The 22,934-nt window shown below is 64.9% G+C and carries 18 protein-coding genes and 1 pseudogene; 10 read left to right on the top strand and 9 right to left on the bottom strand.

Features of this window, described 5'->3' with window-relative positions:
* The first annotated feature begins 383 nt into the window (after positions 1 to 383).
* Both GJV80_RS06785 and GJV80_RS06780 read left to right on the top strand, forming a co-directional pair.
* Positions 384 to 758, top strand: a complete 375-nt coding sequence (locus tag GJV80_RS06785) for a VOC family protein (RefSeq protein WP_230208200.1) — start codon at positions 384 to 386, stop codon at positions 756 to 758.
* Positions 759 to 1,809: 1,051 nt separating this feature from the next.
* Entirely contained in the window at positions 1,810 to 4,593 is a 2,784-nt protein-coding gene (locus tag GJV80_RS06780) for a LuxR family transcriptional regulator (protein WP_154687240.1), read from the top strand.
* A 194-nt stretch (positions 4,594 to 4,787) separates the two neighbouring features.
* Here the strand turns inward: GJV80_RS06780 and GJV80_RS06775 are convergent, their stop codons facing one another.
* From GJV80_RS06775 to GJV80_RS06760, 4 genes are all read right to left on the bottom strand, one after another.
* A complete protein-coding gene (locus tag GJV80_RS06775) occupies positions 4,788 to 5,795 on the bottom strand; it encodes an alcohol dehydrogenase catalytic domain-containing protein (protein ID WP_154687239.1) in 1,008 nt (335 codons plus the stop codon).
* A 34-nt stretch (positions 5,796 to 5,829) separates the two neighbouring features.
* The gene (locus GJV80_RS06770) at positions 5,830 to 6,720 is read right to left on the bottom strand and encodes an SDR family oxidoreductase (RefSeq protein ID WP_154687238.1); all 891 of its coding nucleotides are present in this window, start codon (positions 6,718 to 6,720) and stop codon (positions 5,830 to 5,832) included.
* A 171-nt stretch (positions 6,721 to 6,891) separates the two neighbouring features.
* Positions 6,892 to 7,557: a response regulator transcription factor gene (locus GJV80_RS06765; protein WP_154687237.1), complete on the bottom strand. Its 666-nt coding sequence runs from the start codon at positions 7,555 to 7,557 to the stop codon at positions 6,892 to 6,894.
* Positions 7,554 to 9,455 carry a histidine kinase gene (locus GJV80_RS06760; RefSeq protein WP_154687236.1) on the bottom strand — a complete coding sequence of 634 codons (1,902 nt, stop codon included), beginning with the start codon at positions 9,453 to 9,455 and terminating at the stop codon, positions 7,554 to 7,556. Before GJV80_RS06760 ends, GJV80_RS06765 begins: the two co-directional genes overlap by 4 nt.
* Positions 9,456 to 9,601: 146 nt before the next feature.
* Between GJV80_RS06760 and GJV80_RS06755 the strand changes: the two genes are divergently transcribed.
* A complete protein-coding gene (locus GJV80_RS06755) occupies positions 9,602 to 10,360 on the top strand; it encodes a hypothetical protein (protein WP_154687235.1) in 759 nt (252 codons plus the stop codon).
* A gap of 262 nt (positions 10,361 to 10,622) precedes the next feature.
* Here GJV80_RS06755 and GJV80_RS06750 read toward each other — a convergent pair whose 3' ends face one another.
* A complete protein-coding gene (locus GJV80_RS06750) occupies positions 10,623 to 11,321 on the bottom strand; it encodes a GAF and ANTAR domain-containing protein (RefSeq protein WP_195909207.1) in 699 nt (232 codons plus the stop codon).
* A gap of 285 nt (positions 11,322 to 11,606) precedes the next feature.
* Between GJV80_RS06750 and GJV80_RS06745 the strand changes: the two genes are divergently transcribed.
* From GJV80_RS06745 to GJV80_RS06720, 6 genes are all read left to right on the top strand, one after another.
* Positions 11,607 to 11,837 (top strand): hypothetical protein, encoded by a 231-nt coding sequence (locus GJV80_RS06745; RefSeq protein ID WP_154687233.1) that lies wholly within the window; start codon positions 11,607 to 11,609, stop codon positions 11,835 to 11,837.
* Between the two features lie 133 nt (positions 11,838 to 11,970).
* Positions 11,971 to 13,005: a carbohydrate ABC transporter permease gene (locus GJV80_RS06740; RefSeq protein WP_230208199.1), complete on the top strand. Its 1,035-nt coding sequence runs from the start codon at positions 11,971 to 11,973 to the stop codon at positions 13,003 to 13,005.
* Positions 13,006 to 13,036: 31 nt separating this feature from the next.
* Positions 13,037 to 14,719 carry an extracellular solute-binding protein gene (locus tag GJV80_RS06735; RefSeq protein WP_154687232.1) on the top strand — a complete coding sequence of 561 codons (1,683 nt, stop codon included), beginning with the start codon at positions 13,037 to 13,039 and terminating at the stop codon, positions 14,717 to 14,719.
* Between the two features lie 87 nt (positions 14,720 to 14,806).
* Positions 14,807 to 15,565, top strand: coding sequence for a phytanoyl-CoA dioxygenase family protein (locus GJV80_RS06730; protein ID WP_230208198.1), 759 nt, complete (start codon positions 14,807 to 14,809; stop codon positions 15,563 to 15,565).
* A 105-nt stretch (positions 15,566 to 15,670) separates the two neighbouring features.
* Positions 15,671 to 16,636 (top strand): IS481 family transposase, encoded by a 966-nt coding sequence (locus GJV80_RS06725; RefSeq protein ID WP_154687231.1) that lies wholly within the window; start codon positions 15,671 to 15,673, stop codon positions 16,634 to 16,636.
* 117 nt (positions 16,637 to 16,753) lie between these two features.
* Positions 16,754 to 17,725 (top strand): mannonate dehydratase, encoded by a 972-nt coding sequence (locus GJV80_RS06720; protein ID WP_154687230.1) that lies wholly within the window; start codon positions 16,754 to 16,756, stop codon positions 17,723 to 17,725.
* 92 nt (positions 17,726 to 17,817) lie between these two features.
* Here the strand turns inward: GJV80_RS06720 and GJV80_RS06715 are convergent, their stop codons facing one another.
* Positions 17,818 to 18,630: an aminoglycoside phosphotransferase family protein gene (locus tag GJV80_RS06715; RefSeq protein WP_154687229.1), complete on the bottom strand. Its 813-nt coding sequence runs from the start codon at positions 18,628 to 18,630 to the stop codon at positions 17,818 to 17,820.
* A gap of 244 nt (positions 18,631 to 18,874) precedes the next feature.
* Here GJV80_RS06715 and GJV80_RS06710 point away from each other — a divergent pair, with 244 nt between their 5' ends.
* Entirely contained in the window at positions 18,875 to 19,426 is a 552-nt protein-coding gene (locus GJV80_RS06710) for a HEAT repeat domain-containing protein (protein ID WP_154687228.1), read from the top strand.
* A gap of 164 nt (positions 19,427 to 19,590) precedes the next feature.
* Here GJV80_RS06710 and GJV80_RS24975 read toward each other — a convergent pair.
* The 3 genes and pseudogenes from GJV80_RS24975 to GJV80_RS06695 form a co-directional block, all read right to left on the bottom strand.
* A pseudogene (locus GJV80_RS24975) lies at positions 19,591 to 20,346 on the bottom strand (aminoglycoside phosphotransferase family protein); the annotation flags it as partial.
* A gap of 222 nt (positions 20,347 to 20,568) precedes the next feature.
* A complete protein-coding gene (locus GJV80_RS06700) occupies positions 20,569 to 21,441 on the bottom strand; it encodes an SDR family oxidoreductase (protein WP_230208197.1) in 873 nt (290 codons plus the stop codon).
* 523 nt (positions 21,442 to 21,964) lie between these two features.
* Positions 21,965 to 22,825: an SDR family NAD(P)-dependent oxidoreductase gene (locus GJV80_RS06695; RefSeq protein ID WP_154687227.1), complete on the bottom strand. Its 861-nt coding sequence runs from the start codon at positions 22,823 to 22,825 to the stop codon at positions 21,965 to 21,967.
* Positions 22,826 to 22,934 lie beyond the last annotated feature (109 nt).

Genomic DNA, 22,934 nt, shown 5'->3' with positions numbered 1-22,934 from the left:
ATCATGTTGATCAGTGATCAGTTAGTTGGCGGGCCACCGCGATCTGGCTCACCGATCATGCTGGCGGGTGGGACCGTTGACAAGCTGTGTGATCCCGCCGTCGCCCGCGATCGGACCCACAAGGAGAGATCGACGGTGGTGATCAGGGACTGTTCGATCTTGCCCCTCCCTGGGACTGCCAACCGCCACGCGTCCGCCGGGACCGCCCGTCAAGACACCGACTCCAGTGGCGAGGCCGCGCTCGGTGATATGCGTACGACGAGGTCGAGGTGATCTTGTCTGGGGTGGCTGTGCTGGCTAGCGAGCACCGACCAAGATCAACAATGCCACAATTGACCGAGTTGCCGCTCGGCAAGATCTGCGGGAATGAGTATCATCCGCGTGTGGCGCCCGAATCCGTACCGATCCCGAACCTTATCGGCCAGGTCTTCATCCCAGTCCGGGACATGCCGACGGCGATCGGGTGGTACACCCGACTGCTCGGGCTGCCCGCGCGGAAAGCAACCCACGAGGGCACAATCTATGATCTTCCTGCCCTCGGCGAAGTCGGGTTGGCGCTGGATGCCAACCAGCCGGATTTCACCGCCGACGGACCACCGCGGTTCTTCTGGTGGGTCGATGACCTCGAATCGGTACGAGCACATCTTGAGGGCCTGCAGGTCGATACGGTGGGCGACGTCCAAGACATCGGCAGCGTCTCGTTCCTCCAGTTCCGGGACCCGGACGGAAACCTCCTCATGGCCTGCGCCCGGAACTAGTAGGAGGCGTAACCAGAGTCTGGCCGGAGTGGCCAATGAGCCGCGCAGTGCTCAGGTGGCCGTCAAGACCGAGGACCGGTCATCAGCATCGCGATGTGGAGACCGACATCCTTTGGCGACCGACGAACGGAACGGCTATCGGGCGTCCCAGCATCGCAGTTCAACGTGTTGGCGGGCGAGCTGTTCGGGGTGGTTGTAGAACGCCCGGAGTGTGTCGATCGCCGCGAGTGCCGTCTGCTCGCCTTGAGGGTCGGTGCGTCCGGTGAGGTAGAGCAGTGTAAGAGGGGCGCTAACTGTGATCGCGGCTCTTTCGATGTCTCCGCCCGGACCGGACCGCCGTACTCGTCGGCGGCGGTCAGCGACGTGCGGCGGTCAGTGCCGGTCATTCGCGCATCAGTTGGTCGGTCCTGCACCAGTTGGTCGGTCCCGCACCACGTACTCGTTCCCGCTGTACGTACTCGGCGGCGCACCAACTGCAGCGGGTGCGCGGCCGGGGAACTGGTGCTGCGTCGAGCAAGTGGTGCGGCATCGATTAGGTGGTGCGACCTGCGGCGGCCGGTGCCGGTCATTCGCGCACCAGTTGGTCGGCCTGCACCAGTTGGCCGGTCCCGCACCACGTACTCGTTCCCGCTGTACGTACTCGGCGGCGCACCAACTGCAGCCGGTGCGCGGCCGGGGAACTGGTGCGGGGTCGAGCAAGTGGTGCGGCGCCGAGCAAGTGGCGCGGCGCCGAGCAAGTGGCGCGGCGCCGAGCAAGTGGTGCGCGGCCGCGCAAGTGGTGCGCGGCCGCGCAAGTGGTGCGGCGCGCACGAGGGTGGGGGAGCGATCGGCCGCGAGGCGCCGCGACGTTCGGAAGGATCGGGATGTGACCACCTCCGAATCGATGATCATCGCGGTGGTGCTGCCACGGACATCGTCGTCAGTGGCGTCCTCGTCGGCCAACAAGTCCAGCTTGATCAGGAAGTCGGCAAGCGTGAGGTGGCTTCGCATCAGCCACTGGCCAGGCAAGCGACCGGTGCGCCGGGGCGACCTGGCGGTATAGCGTGAGACAGTGTCTGGACAAGTCAGTCCGCCAACGGGGAGACGCAGCAACGTCCTGATCGGCCGGCAGCAGGAATGTGCCAGGATCGATCAATTAATCGAGGTTGTTCGCGCCGGCGGTAGCGGTCCCTTGGTGATCCACGGTGTCCCGGGCGTCGGCAAAACCGCACTACTGGATTACATCGACGGCCACTCGAAGGGATGCCAGATCGCCCGCGCCGGGGGCGTGCAGTCGGAGATGGAGTTGCCGTTCGCGGGGCTGCACCAGTTGTGTGCGCCGCACGTCTCCCGGATCGACCGGTTGCCGCCCCCACAGCGGCAGGCTCTGGCCATGGTGTTCGGCGTCGCGGACGGGGCGCCACCCGACATGTTCATGACCGGGTTGTCGGTGCTTGGCCTGTTGTCGGAGGTGGCCAGGGACAAACCGCTGTTGTGTCTTGTTGATGATCAACAATGGCTGGATCACGCCTCGATCCAGGTCCTGGCATTCGTCGCCCGACGGCTTGGCGCCGAGTCAGTGGGGCTTGTCTTCGGCACCCGGGTACCCGGCCGCGAACTCACCGGGTTGCCGACCCTGAAAATCGCCGAACTGTCGCAGGCGGACTCCAGGACACTGCTGGACTCCGTGTTGACGGCGTCGCTGGACCAGCGGGTTCGGGACCAGATCGTTGCCGAGACTCGGGGCAATCCACTGGCAATGATGGAGCTGGTGCGTGGCAACACACCCGCCGAGCTGGCCGGCGGATTCGCGATCCCTGGTGGCACAGCGCTGTGGGGCGACGTCGAGGAGGGCTTCCGCTACCGGATCGGGTTGCTACCCGCGCAGAGCCGTCAGCTGATCAGGATCGCGGCAGCTGACCCGACCGGCGACCCCGCCCTGGTCCGGCGGGCCGCTCACCGGCTCGGTATCGAGGCCGATGCCGAAGCTCCGATCGTCGACGCCGGGCTGGCGGAGTTCGGGGCACGGGTTCGGTTCCGGCATCCGCTGGCCCGATCCGTCAGCTACTGGTCGGCTCGGCCCAGCGATCGACAGCAGGTACACGGCGCTCTGGCGGCGGAGACCAACCGGGAACGTGATCCGGATCGATACAGCTGGCACCTGGCTCAGGCGGCCGGTGGTCCGGACGAGGCGGTTGCCGTGGAGCTGGAACGCTCGGCGGGCCGGGCGCGGGCGCGCGGCGGGTTGGTCGCGGCAGCCGCGTTCCTCGAGCGGGCGGCGATCCTGACGCTGGATCCGGTCCGACGGGCCCAACGGGCGTTGACAGCGGCCATGGCAAAACTTACGGCAGGTGAGTTCAACGCGGCCGGGGAATTGCTGGAGCTGGCAGAGTCCGGCCCGCTGACCGACCTCCAGGCGGCGACTGTGGCACTGGCCAGGGCGCACCTGGCCTTCGCCCTGAGCCGTGGGGGTGAGGCACCGTTGCTGCTATTCCGCGCCGCGGAGCGATTCCGGACCATCGATCCCGCTACGGCCCGGGACACGTACCTGGACGCACTCGCGGCCTCCGCCTTCGCCGGTCGCGCCGCGAGCCCGGGAGGCGGAGTGCTGGACGTAGCCCGGGCCGCACTCTCAATGCCGGTTCCGGCCGATCGTGAGCCGACGGACTTCCTGCTGGCCGGCCTGGCTGCGAACTTCACCGACGGCTACGCAGCCGGCGTCGGGAACCTCCAGCACGCGCTGGTAGCGTTCGACGAGGTCCGATCCGGCGTCATGCCGGCGGACCGGGAGTTGCGTTGGATGTGGCTGATGACCTTGGCGGCCCTTCACCTTTGGGATGACGATCAATGGTCGACTCTTTCCAGGCGATACGTCGAGCTGGCCCGCACCTCCGGAGCGCTGAGTGAGCTGCCGCTGGCGCTGAGTACGCGCGCGATGATGCTGTCGTTCACCGGGGATCTCGTCGGCCTGGCGGTGCTGGCTGAGGAGCAGGCCGCCGTGACCGACGCGACGGCCAGCCAGTTGGCGCCGTACAGCGGCATGTGCCTGGCCGCGATGCGTGGCCGACGGGACGAGTCCTACTCGCTGATCGGTTCCGCTGCCGAGCGCGGGACGTCGAGGGGTGAGGGCATCAGCGCCGCTGTCGCGGAGTGGACGCGGGCAATCCTGCACAACGGACTCGGTGAGTACGCCCATGCCATGGCCGCCGCCCAGCGGGCCCTTGATCTGCAGGAGTATCCGGATCGTCACTATCCCGGCATCGCGAATTGGGCAGCAGCGGAGTTGGTCGAAGCGGCAGCCCGGAGGGGCGAGACCGGGGTCGCGATCGAAGCTGCCGATTGGATCGCCGAGATGACCGCTGCCAGCGGAACGAACTGGGCGCGCGGAGTCGGCGCCCGGTCGAAGGCGTTAGTGGCCGAAGGAGCGGAGGCAGAGACACAGTTCCGTGACGCGCTGGCCAGCCTGCAACAGACCTCCGTCGATGCCGAACTGGCGCGGACACGGCTGCTCTACGGCGAGTGGTTACGTCGTGAACGGCGCCGCGCCGACGCCCGCAACCAGCTGCGCACGGCGTACCGGATGTTCGATGCTATGGGTATGGAGGCATTCGCCGAGCGGGCCCGACGCGAACTCCAAGCGACCGGCGAGACCGCCCGCAAGCGAACCGCTTCGACCGGAAACACGTTGACCGCCCAAGAAACCATGATCGCTCGTCTGGCCCGGGACGGGTTGAGCAATCCCGATATCGCGAGTCGGTTGTTCATCAGCGCCCGCACGGTTCAGTACCATCTCCACAAGGTGTTCACCAAGCTCGCGATCAACTCGCGGACCCAACTGGACCGGGTTTCCCTCTGACGCTCCGCGCGGTGACTGACCCGACGCAGGCGACATGAATGGGGCAGCCGCAGATGTGAAGTCCAGGTCGGCTGTGGAAGGGTCTGTGCCAGCCGATCCCCGCTGGGACGCAACTGCTCTGTTCCTGGCTGAGAACGCCCACCGGCGCAGGTTCGCCGGTGGCGTCCGAATTGGAAGGCGGCAGGTAGGGATGATCAGAAAACAATCACTCGACGACCATGTACGGTTCCTGCAGCCATACCATCAAGTGTGGCTTGTACCTGGTCCAGCGAGATCGGAGTGATCTCGGGCAGGATGTTGTGATTGGTCGAGAAACGAAGCGTGTCGCGCAGGTTGTGAGGTGAACCGGACGGATTCGCCATGGCATGCAGCCGGTTGAGAACCATGGGCTGGGATGGCAGCGATAGGTTCTCGGCGTCATATCCGCACAGCACCAGCGTGCCGTCCGGGGCCAGTCCGCCGAGAGTCGCTGCGGCTGCCGCGGTGGTCGGGGCCGCGTTCAGGACGATATTCGCTCCGCCATCCCATGCCTTCAGTGCTGCCGCCGGATCCTCTTCACCGCTGGCGATGTACAGCTCGGCCCCCAGCGACAGCGCCTCCTTTTCCGACCGGCGCGAGTGTCCGATGACCGCAACCCGAGCGCCCATTGCGGCGGCGTACTGAATGGCCAATGCGCCGATACCGCCCGCGCCAATGATCGCGACTCTGGACTCCGGCGTTATGCCGGCCTGCCGCAGACCGTTGTACGCAGTGATTCCCGCGCACATCAGCGGCGCGGCTGCTATCGGATCAAGTCCCTCAGGCAGCGGGGTGACGAACGCGGCCTTGAAGATCGCATACTCGGAATACCCGCCGTCGGTCACGATGCCGGTGAGAACCTTTGCGGGGCAGAGGATTTGCTCCCCGCGTACGCAGTAGTCACAGTGCCCGCAAGAGTCGTACAGGAACTGTGCTCCGACCCGGGTGCCGACGGCTGGAAACGCCACGCCGTCGCCGACCCGCTCGACCACACCGCTCACCTCATGTCCCGGCACCACCGGAAATCGGGCGAAGGAGTAGTGACCTTGGAGCAGGCCCAGATCGGTATAGCACACGCCGCACGCAACCAGCCTGACAAGAACCTCGCCCGGGCCAGGCGTCGGCACCTTCCGTTCCTCGATCGACAGGGGCTGACCCACCCCGGTTGCGACAGCAGTGCGCATGATGCTTCCTTTCGCATGAGTTCTCTGTGGTTGATTAGTTCGAAACTGCCAGCAGATCAAGGAGTCCGATCCTGGCGTAGAACTCGCGGCGGACCCGGTCCGCGACGTTTGAGACCTCCTCGGACCCGTCGTTCACCGGGTCGATGTGGACCCGGTACGGACGCTGGCCAGCCGGGAGCGCGACGATCCGGGTGATCTCGTCGGAGACCATCGAAACATCGGCACCAGCCGGGAACAGAGCAGCGAGCTTTCCCGAGACCTGATCCATCAGACCTGCGTACCTCGACTCGTACTCGGCCTCGACCTCGGTGTCGGCCGGACGACCGGCATGGGCGAAATGGTTGGTGCCGCTGGTGAACGATCCCGGCACCACGATCGTGGTCTCCACCCCCCAGCGCGAAAGCTCAGCGGCATAACTCACCGCCAGCGAGTCCATTCCGGCCTTGGCGGCGAAGTACGGCGCCAGATACCGCGGCGTGCCACCTTTCACGCTGGAACTGGACACCCAGATGACCAGCCCGTGGCCACGGCGACGCATGCCCGGCAGCACAGCGCGATTGACCCGCTGCGTGGACAGTACGTTCACGTCGTACAACCCGGCGAGTTGCTCGGGCGTGAACGCTTCGGCCGGACCGACCACCATATGCCCGGCGTTGTGGATCAGGACGTCGATGCGTTCGTGATCAGCCTCGATCTGTGTGATCGCGGTGTCGACCGACTCCTGCGAACTCACGTCGAGTTCGATCGATCGCAAATCAACGTCGTGCTCGGCGGCGTAGTCGGCGGCGGCCTTGACCTCGGGCGCGTTGTGCCCGGCGGTGGCCCGCATCCCTGCGTAGACGGTGTGACCGGCATCGGCCAGAGCCCTCGCCGACAGCGCTCCGAACCCACTGGACGCGCCCGTGATGACGATGACGTTGCTCATCTTCTGAGTATGGCCGCGTCGGACGGCGTTCGAATCCGCCAGTGCACAGTGCAGATCCTCTCCGGACGCTGTCGAGGAGCCCGTAGAGTCGGTGGTTCATGGAGCTGATCGCCGGCACCGCAGCAGGGATCGCAACCTCCGGAGCGGCCGGAGCGTCCGTCGGAGGCAAGCTCAGGGCGAGGTGAGCACCCCACTCTCGTATGCAAAGATCACCGCCTGGACGCGGTCGCGGAGCCCGAGCTTGGCGAACACCCGTGACACGTGCGTCTTGACGGTGGTCTCGCCGATGTAGAGTTCCGCGGCGATTTCGTGGTTGGCCAGCCCACGGGCTACCAGCCGGAGCACATCCAGTTCTCGCCCGGTGAGTGACGCAAGGGCTCGAATCTCGCTGGTGGCAAGGCGCGGACGATTGCGTGCGAACCGCTCGACCAGTCGGCGGGTGAGCGCCGGCGCGAGCAGTGCGTCGCTACCGCGGGCCGCTTGCCGTACGGCGTCGACGATCTCGGTCGCGGACATGTCCTTGAGCAGGAAGCCTGCGGCGCCTGCGGTGAGTGCGTCGTAGACGTACTCGTCCAGGTCGAAGGTGGTCAGCATCAGGAGCTGGGCGCGGCACCCGGATGCCGCGAGCTGCCGGATCGCGGTGATCCCGTCTTCGCCGGGCATGCGGACATCCATCAGGACGACGTCGGGATCCAGCATGCCGACCAGTTTCCGCCCGCTTTGTCCATCCGATGCTTCGCCGACGACGTCCAGGTCCGGCTCGGCGGCGAGGATCAGTCGGAGGCCGTTCCGGACCAGGTCTTGATCATCGACGATCACCACGCGGGTGTTCGTCATGCGGTCGCCTCCCGCTGCGGTTTCGGCGTCGGGTTTCGCGTGGGCCGCGGCAGCCAGGCGTGCAGGACGAACCCGCCGTCGTGCGACTGCCGCCAGTCCAGCGTGCCGCCCGCGGTGGCCAGTCGGTCACGCATTCCGGCGAGCCCGCGGCCGCCACCCGGCGGCTCGGGCGTCCGGCTGGCCGGGCCGTTGCTCACCGTCACCGTGGTCCCGGAGTCGTCCTCGTCGCAGCACACGGTCACGGCGGCTCCCGGTGCGTGGCGGATCGCGTTGGTGAGGGCCTCCTGCAGGACGCGGTGCAGCACCCGTTGTTGTTCGCCGCGTGGCTCGACGGTGCCTGTCACCGTGACGCAGACGCCTGAGGCGCGTGCGTCACTGACCAGCGCCTCGAGGTCACCGGTGGAGCCGAAGCCACGGTGCAGGTCGTCGAGCGCCTGGCCGGTAACCCGTTCGATGGTGGCCAATGCTGCTGCGCAGGCCGCCGGGTCCTGGTCGACCAGGCGCAGCGCGGCGCCCGCCTGCAGGGCGACGACAGTCAGGCCGTGTCCGATGGCGTCGTGCACGTCTCGGGAAAGTGCCGCCCGCTCTTCCAGCTTCGATGCACGAAGTTCCTCAGCCCGTAGCTGGTCGAGCGCTGCGTGCGCTGCGCGTACCTGCCGGAGCAGGCGGAGCCGACCACGCAACACCCGGCCGCCGAGCCAGGCCAGACAGCCCAGCACAACGGCTCCGGGCAGATCGGCTGTCGATAGGACCAGGGCGCTGCCGAGAACACTGACCAGCAGCCCGGCAAGCGCCCGGAGACGCTCGGCGAGCGATGCCACCAGGAATGCGCCAGTCACTACGAGACCGCTGACGACCAGACTTCCGCCGCGATCGAGCGGCGCGACAAGGTGGACGAAGAGCGCGGTGCCCGCCCACGCCAGGATTATGCATTCCAGTGGCCGCCACGACAGGCACGCAAGCGCGGCAACGACCGTGCCGCAAAGGACCAGCGCCAGAGGTGTGTTGCTCCATTGGCCGTGCGACTCGAGCACTATCGCAATGCCGGTTGCCGCCGCGACCAGGACCGTCCAGCCGGCCGCGCCGTCCTCCCGACCGATCCCCGCGATACGTTCGGGAGAGCGACCTGCGGGCTCGGAATCATTGTTGCCGTCATCCTCGGTGAGGGTGACGACCGTGTGGCGAGTATGGGCAAGCAGCGAACGGGCCTGCGCCTCGAGCTCAGCGATCCCGGCCCCGGGTGTGGCCTGATGCCGTCTGGAGAGTTCGTGCAGACTGGACAGCCCGCTCTCCAGTTCGGTGGCGAGCCGCTGCGCGAGCGCCAGCGATTCGCGGGCCCGGACGGTGCGCAGACGCTGCTGATGCTCCTCGGCGAGGGCTCGGTCGGTCTGATCGAGCTCGGTCAGGAGAGCGGCCCGGGACCGCACCAGCCAGCCTGCCAGCATCGGGAGCCCGACGATGATCAACGCGATGAAGGGCAGGCCGACCGCCAGTGATCCGGCGTCGGGTTGGAGCAGGTCGATAAGGACAACCAGGAGTATCGGCTGCGGCGCGCCGAGCAACACCGCCCGTCTGTCCCCGTGTGCTGCGACGGAGTAGCAGAGCACGAGCAGCGCGATGATCGGTACGAACGCTGACGTGGTGCGCGCGGTCGGGTCAGGCAGCTGCGACTGCACGACAGTTGCACCCGCGGCGGCGGCGACGTACACGGTCAGCGCCGCCAGCGGAAAGCGACGGCGATAGGCCAGCACCAGCATGGGCACCAGCCCGGTCAGGCCCAGGACCAGCCAGGCCGGTCGGCCCCAGGCACGCCACACCGATTCTGTCGCCGTGGCCACCACAAACACCGCCGCGACCATCAGGTCGGCCGGAGCCGGTCGTGACCTCAGGGCCCTCATGGGCGGAAGTTAGCACCACACGCGGGCGTCCGGAGTCCTTCTGCAGGAGGACCCGTCGGGATGACGAGATCGGGCGTGCGGGAGGACGACAACCGCGACCCCGCTTCCTAGCGTTTGGCTCCATCAACCCGATGAGAGGAGCCAAGATGGAAGTCCCGAATCACACGTCGTACCGGCTGGTGTCCCGGATTGCCGGAGTCGGCGGCCTGGTGCTGGTACTGCTGGCGTTCTTCGGAATGGACAGTGGCCCATTCTTCAGCAACGCGAAGAACACCGAGATCATCGCCTGGGTGCATCAGCATCCGACTGCGCTGTACGCCGAGGGATTGAGGACCTGGCTGATGATGGTCATGGTCGCCGGCTTCATCGGGACGCTGCTGTGGCGGACTCGTCGGGCCGGTGTCGTGACCTCGATCGTGTACGGCTTCCTCGCCGCCAATCTCGCCGTCGACATGGTGTGGAGCGGCGTCTACTATGCGCTGGCCAAGGCTGGTCAGATGGGTGCGCCAGACGCCGGCGTCCTGTCGCTGTTCGCGCTGGCTCAGGAGATGACCTTCACCGATGGGGTCTGGTTCGGAATCGCGCTGCTCGCGGTGAGCGGTCTGGCTGCGCGCACCCGCACCCTGCCGCGTCCGGTCGCCTGGGTGGGCGTCGGCTGCGCGGTCATCCATCTGCTCGGGGTGCCGGCTCAGGTGCTGGCGACCGGAACTGTCGAGGGCGTCACCGGACCAATCTCTGCGGTTGTGTTCATGCTCTGGTTGCTGGCCACGGCGCTCACGCTTCTGATCCGTCCGGGCCAGCAGCCCGCCGCAGGCAAAACCCTGTCGGATCAGTCGGAGTCGATGGGAGATGCTCCGGCCAGGTCGCTGCGCTCCCCGGGGTCCAACGCCGCCGGCGCGGCTTGAAGGGCAGGTCGGGCGCCAGCTTCTCGACGCCCGACCCTCGGAGTTACGGGCGGCCGGCCGCCACTAACGCCGTAGTTCCCCAGTGTGGCATCTCTTGACGCTTCGCGGCGACCCGGTCATGCCGTACCCGGCCGTGGTGAGGCACCGCGTCCCGTGGGCTGCTCGCCCGCGGGTCGCTGGGGAGTACCAAGGATCCGGGGCGCCGAAGACCCGCCGGTCGAGCACCAGGCCGGCGAGACCGCCCGAGCCGCCGGCGGCGGCCTTACTGAGGTTGGATCCCAGGTGTGCGGCGAGTGGCGATCAGTTCCTGGGCGAGGACATTGACGCGTCGGTTCTCCGCCTGGGACACCCGGACCAGCATGGCGAAGGCCTGCTCGGCTGTCAGGTCGTAGCGTTCCATCAAGATCCCCTCCGCCTGACCGACGATCGTCCGATTCACCACGGCAATGTTCAGGTGTTCGGATTCATGGCTGGCAGCAACAGCCACCGCCGCGTGGGCGGCCAAGGCCAGCCCGATGGTTCGGTCGTGGACGTCGAAGCCGGCCCGGGAGTCGCTGTACATGTTCAGCGCGCCGTAGGACCGTTCGGTGGTGAACAACTGGAAGCAGAGCATGCTGTTCACGCCGAGATTGTCCGTTACCCAGCTGCCCCAGCGTGGCCAACGGTCGTCACGGGCCAGATCCGCACAACTCACCGCGTCCTGTTCGGCCAGCACCTGGAGCAAGGGCCCTTCACCCAACTCGTGCTGGCGCTCATCGGCGGTGGGAACGACGTCGTCGGTCGCGGCGACTGTGGTGATCCGCTCACGCCGGTCCAGGATGGTGATCCCGGCGTGGTCACAGCCATCAATCGTTTCCAGGGCCAACACACCGACCCTGTCCAACGTCGCCTCTTCCGACGGCTGGCTCTGCAAGTCGCGGGCAATTCCCGCGAAGCGATCACCCGGATCTTCTGCTCGCACGTTCACAGCATTTCACGCGAGCAGTACCCAAGGCCACGAGAGGCTCGGACGGGGCCGTCGAGGTTCTGGTGGTAGCGAACACCATCAACATCATCAACGACGCCGCAACTGGTCGAGTCGCCCGTCGGCGAATTCCTGTCAAGGTGAGTACCAGCCGCGTGTGGCGTCGGCCGAAGACCGGACCTCAAACACAGACGAGCGGTGGACGAGTCGAGGAACGCCTTGCCGACGATCGCCCGCCGCGATCGAAGCGCTCACGGCGCGTCGCTCGGCTAGGTTCAGGACATGGATGCTCGTTGGTCGAAGTGGGCAGCCACGCAGACCTGGCGCGGCTCTCTCGCACTAGGCACGATCTGGGGCGTGCTCGCAGTCGCGAACTGGCTTGTGATCATCTTTGATTGGTCGAATGCTGATTGGTTCAGGTTCCTGGGGGCGGCGCTGCTCACTGTTGCCAGTGCTGGCTATCTGAATTCAGCTCGGGTGCTTAGCAGGATTCAGGCCAGTGCCTCGCGCTGACGATTTCGACCCGCCGCGTCCCAGCAGCGGGTTCGGTGAGCGCTCGTTCGCGGAACTGATGTTGGAATGTGTTTTTTTGGCCAGGGATCATGAAGGGCTTCCTGGTCGCCCGGCATGATCGGTCGAGGAGTGGGTGCTGCGGCAGGATGGTTCAGTGATTCGTGTCGATCTTGCCGATCCGGAAGGTGTGCGGTGGCTTCCTGACCGGCCTGCTGGGGACGGGGTCTTGGTCCTGGCCGGCTCCAGTGGCCGGATCGATGAGGATCGGGTTCGGATATTTGCCGGGTATGGGTGTGTCGCCGAATCGATCCGGTGGTTCGGTGGCCCGGGTCAGCACGACGGCCCGTGGGAGATCCCATTGGAGACATTCCTTCGACGTATCGAGGTGCTGCGGCAGTCCTGCGATCGGGTGTACGTGATCGGGTCGTCGTTCGGATCGGAAGCCGCGTTGCTATGCGGTGCACTGTCACCCGCTGTCGCCGGGGTCATTGCCTTTGCGCCATCTGATGTGGTGTGGGCCGGCTACGAGAACGGGCAGCGTGAGACGTCGCACTGGACGCTGAACGGTGACCCGGTGCCGTATGTGCCATTGGACTGGCGGCACGAGGTGTCGGCGAGTCCTTCGCGGTTTCTTCCGCTGTATGTGTTGTTCAGCCCGGGCATCATCCCCAACTATCTGTTGATTCGGTACCTCGGGTTACTCGACAACTACGCGGCACTTGTACTCCCAGCACTGGTCAACGCATTCAACCTGATTGTCATTCGGCAATTCTTCATGAACATCCCAGAAGAACTGACTGACAGCGCGTACCTGGACGGCGCTAATGCCGCCCAAGTCTTCTGGCACATCGTGTTACCGCTCTCGAAGCCGGTTCTGGCGGTTATCGCCCTGTTCTACGGCGTCGGCTACTGGGGCGACTACTTCACTGCCCTCCTCTACCTCAACGACTCGTCGAAATGGCCGATCCAATTAGTGCTGCGACTCTATGTGATTCAGGGCGAGCCGGTGACGAACGGCGTTCAGGCAGTAGCGAGCCGACCGATGCCGCCATCCGAGGCGATCCAGATGGCCGTCGTTGTGTTGGCAACGATCCCGATCCTGCTGGTGTACCCGTTCTTGCAGCGTTACTTCACTCGCGGCGTACTGACCGGCGCCATCAAAGGCTGACGTTCAAGCGAAACAGCGAAAGGTATTAGCAATGTCGCTACCCAATTCTATTGCCAACCACTCTTACACTCGGCGCTTGGTGCTTGCCGGGACGGCGGCCGCCGCCGGAGGCGCTCTGCTCGGATGTGCAGGGACGTCGAACAGCAAGAAGGTGGCGGCGGCGTCCTGCGTCAATGCGCTGGATATCAATGTCAAAGCCGCGCCGGACATCCCTGGGGCGATCGTCTCCGACCAAGAGGGCGTGCCCTTGGGATGGACGGCGTATCCGAAGCCGTACAAGACGGTCACCGAGCCGCCGGGACGCGGCGGTACGGTCACCACCTTCCAGATCCTGTTCTCACCGCCACCGACCGCGTACGACAAGAACCCGTGGTGGCAGGAGCTGAACAAGCGCCTCGGCGTGACGATCCAGCCGAACTTGGCTCCATCGGACTCGTATCCGGCGAAGCTGAACACGCTCGCCGCGAGCGGGAAGTTCCCGGACATCGTCTACATCAACTTCACCGGTGGGGCAGGGGCAAACGCCTTCGAGAAGACAGTCTCGCAGGGCGCGTTTCACGACCTCACCAAGTACCTGACGGGGAAGGGGATCGAGGAGTTCCCGAACCTGAATCTGTTCCCCGACTGGGCGTGGAAGGGGACAGCCTTCGAAGGCAAGCTGTTCGGAGTCCCACGCCCCGTTCAACCGGTGAACGGCAGCACCAACCTCTACCGGCAGGACTGGGCAGAAGCGGCAGGCGTCGACAATCCGACGAATGCCGAGGAGGTGTTCAAGCTGGTTACCAACATCACCAAGGGGGCGAAGAACAGCAAGAACAGCTGGGCAATCAGCGGATTCGGCGGCGGTCTTTGGGCGGCCATGTACGGCGTGCCCAACGCTTGGCGCCTCGACGACAGCGGAAAGCTCGTTCACCAGGTCGAAACCGAGGAGTACGCGAGCGCCGTTGACTTCGCCGCCAGGTTGTGGAAGGCCGGTGCGATGTACCCGGAATCGGCGACAGTCACCTTCCAGCAGTCGCTCGACCTGTTCAACTCCGGCCGGGTGGCATTCTTCGCTCAGGGCTTCAACCCGCTGATGGGGATGATGGGCAAGCAGAGCGACCTGCATAAGGCCGACCCCCAGGCGAAATTGGCCCCCTTCGCTCTTCCGGGTCATGACGGCGGCGACCCAGTACTGCCGATGGGAAGCGGAATCTACGGCTTCTGCGCAATCCCCAGCAGCATCAAGGACGAGGCAAGGATCAAGGAACTCCTCGGCATTCTGAACTACTACGCCGCGCCGTACGGGAGCGAGGAATACACCTTCATGCAATATGGCATGGAAGGGCGACATTTCAAGTTCGACGACAAGGGTATCCCGACCTCCTTGGATGATCCGAAGGTCGCCAATGAGATGACCCTCAATTACATGTGCGAGACCGGCGAGATCAACTTCTTCTATCCGACCGACCCGGGCCTGGCGAAGATCGCGCAGGACACCGAGGCAGCTGCCATGAAGGTGGCTGAGGCAGACCCGACGATGGGTCTCTACTCGCCGACCCAGGTGTCCAAGGGTGCGGCTCTGGACCAGCTCGGCACCGACTACTACAACGGCATCGTCACTGGTCGCAAGAAGATGAGTGATCTGGACGAGTGGCGCTCGCAGTGGAAGTCTCGCGGTGGCGAGAAGATGCGTGCCGAGTTCTCACAGGCCATCGAGAAGTGCAAGAAGTAAGTTGTCGAAGGCTACTTGTGGCGCACGCCGGCATCGAAACCGCTCGCCCCTGTCGGGGCCACACCATAAACGCATCGGGAGTACACAGTGGAGTATCTGGATGACCAGCAGCGACAACAGATCTACGACGACGGCTTCACACTGATCCGAGGGGCAGTGCCGCCGGAGAGGGTCAAGGCGGCGTTGCGCGCGATCAACGCGTCCCTCGGGGAGCGCGGTATCGACCCACAGCAACTGACCACCTTCCGTGCGCAGTCCTACTGCCCGGAGATCACCGGATCGGACGCCATCTTGAGCCTGCTCGTCGACACGCCGTTGTGGTCGATGGCCGAGTCAGTCATCGGCGAGGGCACCCTGCTGCCGGTGACTCATGGGCAGATCGCATTGCGGTTTCCCACGAATGGACCCGCCGCCGAAATCCATCCCCACATCGACGGCATGTACACCCCGGACAACGGGGTCAAGAAGGGGACGATCGCGAACTTCACCGCGCTGGTCGGGGTATACCTCTCTGACACGCCAACCCCCGACGCCGGCAATTTCACCGTATGGCCAGGCACGCACCGAACGTACGCCGACTACTTCGCCGCGGCCGGCCCAACGGCCCTCCTTCAAGGCATGCCGCCGGTTCAGCTACCCGAGCCGCAACAGCTCACCCCAAACGCCGGCGACGCAGTCATATCGCATTACCAGATCGGGCACGGGATCGCATCGAACGTATCCGGGAACATCCGCTACGCCATCTACTTCCGACTGACCCGCGAAGGCCACAGCGATATATCGCTCGACGTCATGACCGACCTGTGGCGGGAATGGGACGGCATAAGAGCTCTCGCCCGCGACTAGCTGTACTCGGCCGGGACGTTGATGACACTCCGCGTCGGTTGTTGACCTGAGGAGGACCTCCGGGTGCGGTGGAGATAGCCGTCTTCACCGTTCCAGGAGGTCCTCGTGTCCCACCGTAACGCGCGTTTGAATGTTCGTGGCCGCAAGCTGTTGGTCGAACGTGTCTGTGACCAGGGCTGGAAGGTCGCCCATGCCGCGAAGGCTCAAGGGGTGTCCCGTCAATGTGCCAGTCGCTGGGTTGGACGGTATCGAGCTGAGGGCGAGGCCGGTCTGGAAGACCGGTCCTCACGTCCGCATCACTGCCCGAACCGGACTCCGGTAGCGGTGGAGAACAAGATCATCGAGCTGCGCCGGAGCCAACGGCGGGGCCAGGACTGGATTGGTCCCGAGCTCGGTGTCCCGGCCCGCACCGTGTGCCGGGTCCTGCGCCGTCGCCAGATTCCTTACCTGGCCGACTGTGATCCGTTGACCGGTGAGGTGATCAGAGCCTCCAAGACCACCACAACCCGCTATGAGCGCGATCGTCCGGGCGATCTGGTGCACATGGATGTCAAGAAAATAGGCAAAATCCCCGATGGTGGCGGCTGGAAGGCCCACGGCCGGCAGATGGGCTCAACCGCCGCAGCGAAGAAGGCCCGGATCGGCTACGACTACGTCCACTCGCTTGTCGATGACCACTCCCGGCTGGCCTACTCCGAGATCCTGGACGACGAGAAAGGACCTACCTGCGCCAGCTTCCTGGCGCGCGCCGCGCAATACTTCGCCGATCACGGCATCGACCGGATCGAACGCGTGATCACCGACAATCACTGGTCCTATCGCCGATCAGCCGACCTCGCTGCTGTGATCACGACGATCGGCGCCAAACACAAGTTCATCAAGCCGCACTGCCCGTGGCAGAACGGCAAAGTCGAACGCTTCAACCGCACCCTGGCCATCGAGTGGGCCTACCACCAAGTCTTCACCAGCAACGCCGAACGCGCAGCGGCCCTTGCGCCCTGGCTCAACCTCTACAACACTCGACGCCGACACACCGCACTCGGCGGGCTCCCACCGATCAGCCGGCTGTAACCAATCTCGTGGCCGGGTACAACTAGCTCCTCCAGCTGCGGAACGCCCCGCTGCGTCAGCCGGGACTTTGCTGGGCGACCTGACGGCCGAGCCTTTACGTGTGAATGGAGTGTCTGGATGAAGTTGACTTTGCAGTTGCCGCAGGACTTCACCGAGGAGGACCTTGACTATGCGGCTCAGATGGGTGTGCAGCATGTCACGGTCGGCTCGACGGGCGGCGGTCGGGATTTCTTCCGCGCGGTGAAGGATCGGGTGGATTCCGCCGGCTTGAACTTGACCAACGTCGGCAACACCGATGTCCACAACATGCCGTCGGTGACTCTCGGATTGGCAGATCGCGATCAGAAGATCGACGCCTACATCGAGCACCTACACGCGATGGCAGACATCGGCATGACCTACACGACGTACGCGCATATGGCCAACGGCATCTGGGGACGAGATCGCAAGCCGACCCGAGGTGGTGCGCTGGCCAGGGCGTACGACCACGGCTCGGCAACGGGACTGTGGGCCGGTACCTCATATTCCGCGACCGGTGTCACCCACGGACGCGAGTACACCGAGGACGAGATCTGGGACAACTTCGCCTACTTCGCCCGCCGTGTGGTCCCGGTCGCCGAGGAGCTGGGCATCAGGATCGGCCTGCATCCCGACGATCCGCCGGGCGTCACGCTGGGCGGCATCCCGCGGTGCGTCGCGAGCTCCTGGGACGGTTACCAGCGCGCATTCGAGATCGCCGACAGTCCCAACTTCGGCGCGTGCCTGTGCCTGGGCAGCTGGTTGGAGGGCGGCGACACGATGGGCCGTACGCCTGCCGAGGCGATCCGAGGATTCGCGGCACAGGACAAGTTGTGGAAGATCCACTTCCGCAACGTCAGCTCACCGATGCCGAACTTCGTCGAGACGTTCATCGACTCCGGGTACGGCGACATGAAGTGCTATCTCCAGACATTGGCGGAGGTCGGGTTCGACGGCATCCTCATTGTTGATCATGTTCCACAGATGAACGGCGATGCGCACAACGCCTGGAGCTGGTCGATCGGGTACGTCAAGGGAATGATGGACGCGCTCGGTATCCCGACCTCGTGAGCGCCGACCCAGCGGATTCTTGTTGCGACTGGGCCCTCTATTTGGCCTGGGCAAGGTTGGTGGCGCGCTCGTGAGCCCGGTTGATCATCGAATCAGGCCTCGGCGTGGCCGCCTATTTGATTGAGTGTGAGTGATTCGCGGTGATGGAGGACCCAGGCGATCTCTTCGTCCTCGCGGTCGAGCGCACCGTTCCGGACCCAGGTCTGTTGCGGTTCTTGTCCTGCCTCGGCGCGTTGGTGAACCAAGTCGCGCGTTGCCATCATTCGACTGGCGACGGCCTCCACGACATCGAACCGTGGCAGATCGCCGTAGGCCTGGAGAAAGACTTCGATGCGATGCCTCCGGTCGGGGACCATGGGGAAGTGATGCCAGTCCAGGGCAAGCTGGTCGGAGCGCATCGGGACGAACCATCGCAGGGCGTAGGCGATGTCGTCGAGGCGTGGCCCCGGGTGGAGATAGTCCCAGTCGATGAGACCGACGGCCCTGTTGTCATTCCAAACGAAGTTCCACGGCCCTGGATCGCCGTGGCAGTAGACAACCTCGTCGGCCTGAACCACCGGTGCGCCCCACACGGCGTCCGCCGGAGGATCCCAGGTTTGGCCGGCATCGTGGATTCTGCGCAGCAGACGTGCCGCCGACGCCAGGCCTTCAACGGTGTGTTGGTGGTACCAGCCGTCACCGCCACTGGCCCCGGGGATGTACTGCAATGTCTCGCTGCCCAGGTCAAGGCCGAGCGGCTGAGGGACACAGTCCATGTCCTGGCTGCGAAGAAACCGGAGGAACGTTTGAATCGTCGCCGAGGCCGGTGTTGATGGCCGCGAGACACGATCGCCGTCGATGGCGACCGGTCTGATCCGGCGGTTGGTCGCTTCGTCCCTGCCAGCCGCCTCGAGCGCGTCCGTCACAGCAGAACTCTCATCCCCCAGTTGGTGATCCGCAACCACATACTGTCGGTCATCGATCCTTCACACTGACAACGCACCATCGTGATCTGGGTGTCGACACACGAACCATTATCGAGCAGCCGCCTCGTTGCTGCCTGGCCCAGATCGGACAAGAAGTTGCCTCTGATCAGCGGAGTCGAGTGTCTGGCACACTCGTAGTGGCCCGCAATTGTTCCAGGGATCTGGACCTGCCGAGGAGGTTGATGTGACGACCCCTCGTGAGCATTGGGCCGACGTGGCGGATCAGTACGGCGTGGCACGAACGGTCGGGTGGTGCACGGACCTGCTGACAGGTGCGGTCACGATCGAGGACCCCGAGAATCCAGCCTTCAATGCGTTGGGCAGCGGTGGTCATCTTCAACGGATTCTTGATGGTGGATCGCCGGACTACTGGATTCGAGTCTGGGCCGCCCGCGGCTTGCTGTACGTCTGGGACGACATGGCGGTGGCAGCCGTCGTTGCCGGATTGGCCGATGAGCACTGGCGGGTGCGCGAGATGTGCGCCAAGGTCTGCCGATCGCGCGGACTGGGGGAGGCAGGGGACGATCTTGACAGCCTCGTCGCCGATGAGGTCCCTCGAGTCAGGCAGGCCGCGGTCCGGGCCTTGGCTGGACTCGGGGAAGCCGAGCATGCTCGCGTGATCCGACAGGCCGTGAATGATGTGGACGTCAAGGTTTCGTCCGCGGCCGAGGCCACGCTAGATGCCATGTCGGAACGTCTGGACCGAGATCTACGCCTCGATGGTGACGATCTGTAGCACCCTCATCAACTCTGAAGCCAAGACTTCGGCCCAACTGTGATTCCGGGCGCCGGATCACCTACTAGGTCTGCGTTAGCCAGGCCACCACCAGGGCACTACTCCGAACTAAGTGCCCGATGGTTGGTCCCGCCTCGGCCGCGGTTGGCCGGCGGAAGCTTGAGTCAACCGCTGAACCTCTTGCGGACGTGAAACGTGTGCGAACTCGTCCGGGTTGGTTGGTCACTCTTCAATAGCGGCGAGATCTGCCGGGTTGTCGACTTCCGTATTGCTGGGTCGGTTGCTGCGTAGGCGGTGTATGCCGTCAGTCCAGTCGTCAGTGCCCAAGCTCGGGCCCGAAGCCAGGTCGGGTCATCGACCTGGAGAGTGTTCCTGAACGTCCGCCGCGGTCCTGGTGAGAACAACGTGAACGCCATCATCAAGTCGTTGGCTGGGTCGCCGATGCTCAGGCCGCCGAAGTCGATGACAGCAGTGATCTTGCGGTCTGTGGCGAGCAGGTTCCCGGTGTGGAAGTCACCGTGGCACCACATCGGCCGACCTTCCCACGGTGGGGCATTCAAGCCGGCTTCCCAGATCCGGGTCAGCTCGGTCGGATCGAAATCCGAAGCGGCCGACTCGATGTTGCGTCGGGTGGGGGTGTCCCGCTCCTGGAGTGGAAGAGCCCGCGGCGGTGGCCCGCCGTCGACGGGAAAGCTGCGCAGTGCGATGAGGAAATCCGCCAGCGTGCGTACGGCCTCGTTGGACTCTCCGAACTCCTCTGCAGTTACCGCACGCCCCTCCAGCCAGCTGTGGATCGCCCAGTGCCATGGATAGTCGTGGCGAGGTTTCCCGATAGAGATCGGGCTTGGGATCGCGAGCGGAAGATGCCGTGCGAGCCTCGGTAGCCAGTGGGCCTCATGGTTGGCCTGGTCAACCGCTCCCGCGTGGCGCGGGACCGCACAGTCATTTCATCACCCAGACGGTAGATGATGTGGTCAGAACCGCCAGGGCGCGCATTCGCGTGAGAGGCAGCCCTGCCCACTGAGGGTACTGTTCGCGGATCATTTCGGCTGCTCGATCATGGCAGACCTCAAGGAAGCGGGACACGAGAACCGACTCTAGGGCTCGCGGTACGAGCCCCGGCGCGCCGGCTTGCATCCCGCCTACACACCGTCGAGTGCGTTCCGGAAGGCTTCGACGTTTTCCTCGCACCATCTGCGGAATGTCCTGGGTGGTCGTCCGGTCAGCCGTTGGACAGTGTCCGTGCGGGCTCCGAGCGTGTCGGCACGCATCAGCGTCCAGGCCTGTGTCACCGCATCGGCCAACGATTTCGGCGCGCCGTTGGGGAACCGGGAGCGGACGGCTTCTTCTGCTGTGGTCACCTCGCGTAGAGGTATTTCGCGACAAAGCACCTCGCCGAGGATTTGTGCTTGGTCGGCGGTGGTCAGTGATTCCGGGCCGGTCAGTGTGTATTCGGCTCCGTCGTGGCCCGGTTGTGTGAGCGCTGCTGCGGCTGCCGCGGCGACGTCGCTTGGGTCGATGACGGCGTGACGCCCGGGTCCCGTTGCGTCCAGCACATACCCGTGCTTGGCGAGGGTGGGGAGCCATTCGAAGATGTTCGACATGAAGCCGTTCGGCCTCAGAATCGTCCAGCGGATTCCCGATGCGCGCACCAGAATCTCGCGGCTATGGTGCCACCGGCCCATCGCCGGCACCGGATCGCCGATCACGTTCGTGGAGGACAGCAACACGACCTGCTCCAGCCCGGAGCGGGCCGCCACCTGGAGTGCGTTGTCGGCCATGGAGGTGCCGATCCCGGGTGTCAGTAGGAACAGGCGCCTGACGTTGCGGAAGGCCGCGGTCAGGGTCGACAGATCGTCAAGGTCACCCTGGACGCGTTCTACCGTGTCGGGCAGATCTGCTGCACGGTCGAGGCTTCGGACGAGCACCCGGACCGGTACTCCGTGTTGCGCAAGCTGGTCGACCAATGGTCGTCCGATGTGCCCGGTCGCGCCGGTGATGAGTAACATGATCATCCAATCGTGAACTGGTTAACGACATTATAATAACCGGTTAACGATCGGGTTGCAATCGGTACCGCGCCCTGGCCGATGCCGCTGCGCAGCGCCACGGGCTGTACCTCGGACAGGATCACCTGCTGGCGGCGCTGTGGGAACGCGACGGTCGGTCAGCACACCGGCAGTGGCCAAGATGGCCACTCGGATGTCTGAAGCGGGCTTGGTCAACCGCGCTCGCGATGAAAGGGACGGTCGCCCCGTCCGATTGTGGCTGACGGAAATAGAGTGGAGTCTTCAGGGAGCCGGTCGAACGCGAGCGCGCCATGCTTGAAGACTCGCTCACGTCCGGACTCGGCTCGTCTGATGGGCGGCGACTGCTCGACATACTCGGGATCGTCCACCGCACAGCACAGGCGCTGCGTAGCGGCGACAGCAACAACCCGCCGAACAGGTAGGTATCAGATCGCTGCACCGCCGGGCGCCGGTTCGCCGATCCCACAGGAAACCGCCCGAACCTGATCATGTTCGCCCGACCGGTGCGTCAGGAGGACAATTGTTCCTCCGGATCGAGATTGCCTTGGGCCTCGGCGGCCAGGTCGTGCCATTGTGCCCAGGTCTGCAGCCGGTCCGCGTAGACCTTCTTCAGCATCGGATAGAAGCCGGTGCCGAAGAGCACCCTCAACGGCGGGCTATCCGAATCCACGAGCTTGAGCAGCGCCTGGGCGGCGGCGCCCGGGTCACCGGCCGGTTGCGTTCCCAACGTCGTAGCGAGGCGTTCGCGCAGAGTGTCGTAGGCGGCGTTCGTCTCGGCCAGGTGGCCGTTGTTGAGGGGGTCCGGGTTCTTGCCCGATCTGGTGGCGAAACCGCCAGGCTCGATGATCGTCACCTTGACCCCGAAGTCGGCAACCTCCTGCGCAAGGGCATCGTTCAAGCCTTCCAGCGCCCATTTGGATGCGTGGTATCCGGCGCCAAGCGGCATCGAGAACAGCCCCGCCGCAGAAGTGATTTGGACGATGTGTCCGCTGCGTTGCTTCCGCAGATGCGGCAGCACCGCCTGGATCACCCACACCGCACCGAACAGGTTGGTTTCGAGCTGGTCGCGCAGCTGCTCCTCCGACAACTCCTCGACTGCGCCGATCAACGCGTAGCCCGCGTTGTTCACGATGACGTCGAGTCGCCCGAAGTGCTCCACTGCCCGCTCCACACCCTGGAAGACCGAGCGTCTGTCGGTGACGTCCAGCTCGACGGGCAGTATGGCGTCGCCGTAGGACTCAACCAGATCCTCAAGATGTGCGGTGCGACGGGCCGACGCCGCGACTCGGTCACCGCGCGCCAGCGCAGCCTCGACAAACTTGCGTCCGAGGCCGCGGGACGAACCGGTGACGAACCAGGTCTTGCTCATGATTTGTGGATTCCCTTCGATAACGTGCGCCGTGTCTGACGAGCGCGGCATATGACCATCAGATGGCGCCGACGTCATCGGTGTGACAGATCAGGTGTGTGACCTATGC

Source organism: Microlunatus sp. Gsoil 973, assembly GCF_009707365.1.
Lineage (GTDB): Bacteria > Actinomycetota > Actinomycetes > Propionibacteriales > Propionibacteriaceae > Microlunatus.
This window is presented reverse-complemented; position numbering and strand designations above follow the sequence as displayed.